General features: G+C 76.5%; 1 protein-coding gene. It reads left to right on the forward strand.

Going from position 1 to position 1,996, the window contains the following annotated elements:
* A partial coding sequence (locus AE652_RS40335) for a beta-ketoacyl synthase N-terminal-like domain-containing protein (protein ID WP_049660756.1) occupies positions 1-1,996 on the forward strand: 1,996 nt, incomplete at both ends.

The following is a 1,996-nucleotide window of genomic DNA, read 5'->3' on the forward strand; positions in this document are numbered from 1 at the left end:
CGCACGGCCGGTGCCCCGGACGCCGCTCCGGCGGGCGGTCTGGCCGGGCGCCTGGCCGGGCTCTCCGGCGAGGACCGCCGGCGGACCGTGCTGGACCTGGTCCGCGGCCACGTCGCCGCGGTGCTCGGGCACGGCTCGGGCGACGCCGTGGAGGAGGAGAAGGCGCTCAAGGAGCTGGGCTTCGACTCGCTGACCGCGGTGGAGCTGCGCAACCGGCTCAACTCCGCGACCGGGCTGCGCCTTCCGGCGACCCTGGTGTTCAACCACCCGACGCCGCGCGCGCTCGCCGCGCACCTGGTCGAGGAGCTGCTCGGCGCGGACGCGGACGACTCCGCCCCGGCCCCGGCCGCGGTGGCGGTCACGGCCGACCCCGACGAGCCGATCGCGATCGTCGCGATGAGCTGCCGCTTCCCCGGGGGGATCGCCACCCCGGAGGCACTGTGGGAGGTGCTCGCCGAGGGCGGTTCGGTGCTCTCGGAGTTCCCGGCCGACCGCGGCTGGGACCTGGAGGGCATCTACCACCCCGAGCCGGGCACCCCGGGCCGCACCTACACCCGGACCGGCGGCTTCCTGACCGACGTGGCCGGGTTCGACCCGGCGTTCTTCGGGATCAACCGCCGTGAGGCGCTGGCGATGGACCCCCAGCAGCGCCTGCTGCTGGAGACCTCCTGGGAGGCCTTCGAACGGGCCGGGATCGACCCGCTCGGCCTGCGCGGCAGCCGGACCGGCGTGTACGCGGGCATGGTCTACCACGACTACGCGACCTGGGTTCAGGACGTGCCCGAGGAGGTCGACGGCTACCTCGGCAACGGCAGCGCGGCCAGCGTGGCCACCGGCCGGGTGGCGTACGCGCTGGGCCTGGAGGGCCCGGCCGTCACCGTGGACACCGCCTGCTCCTCCTCGCTGGTGGCGCTGCACTTCGCGGCGGCCGCCCTGCGGCGCGGCGAGTGCGACCTGGCGCTGGCCGGCGGCGTGACCGTGATGTCCACGCCGAAGCTGCTGATCGAGTTCGCCCGCCAGCGCGGCCTCGCCGAGGACGGCCGCTGCAAGGCCTTCGCGGCCGGCGCCGACGGCACCGGGTTCTCCGAGGGCATCGGCATGCTGCTGGTCGAGCGGCTGTCGGACGCCCGCCGCAACGGGCACCCCGTGCTGGCGGTGCTGCGCGGCAGCGCCGTCAACCAGGACGGCGCCTCCAACGGGCTCACCGCCCCGAACGGCACCGCGCAGGAGCGGGTGATCCGCCAGGCGCTGGCCGCCGCCGGTCTCGCCGCGGGCGAGGTCGACGTGGTGGAGGCGCACGGCACGGGCACCAAGCTGGGCGACCCGATCGAGGCCCAGGCGCTGCTGGCCACCTACGGCCAGGACCGCGAACTGCCGTTGCTGCTCGGCTCGGTGAAGTCCAACCTCGGCCACACCCAGGCCGCGGCGGGCGTCGCCGGGGTGATCAAGACGGTGCTCGCGATGCGCAACGGCGTCCTGCCGGGCACCCTGCACGTCGACGAGCCCTCGCCGCACGTGGACTGGACGGCCGGAGCGGTCGAGCTGGCCACCGCGACGCGGGACTGGCCGGAGACCGGCCGCCCGCGCCGGGCCGGCGTCTCCTCCTTCGGCATCAGCGGCACCAACGCCCACCTCGTCCTGGAGCAGGGCGACCCGGCGCCGACGGCCCCCGAGCGGACCCACGAGGGCCCGGCCGTAAGGCCGTTGGTGCTCGCCGGCCGGTCCGAGGAGGCGCTGCGCGGCCAGGCCGGACGACTGCTGGAGCTGGTCGAGGAGCGGCCGGAGCTGCACCCGGCCGACCTCGGGCTCTCCCTGGCCACCACGCGCTCGCAGTTCCCGCACCGGGGTGCCGTGGTCGCCGCGGACCGGGACGGCCTGCTGGCCGGGCTGCGGGCCCTGGCCGCCGGGACGCCGCAGGCGCCCGGGGTGCTGAGGGCGGTGGCGGCCTCGGGCCGGACGGCTTTCCTGTTCACCGGCCAGGGCGCCCAACGCACCG

It is taken from the genome of Kitasatospora sp. MY 5-36, assembly GCF_001182915.1.
Lineage (GTDB): Bacteria > Actinomycetota > Actinomycetes > Streptomycetales > Streptomycetaceae > Kitasatospora.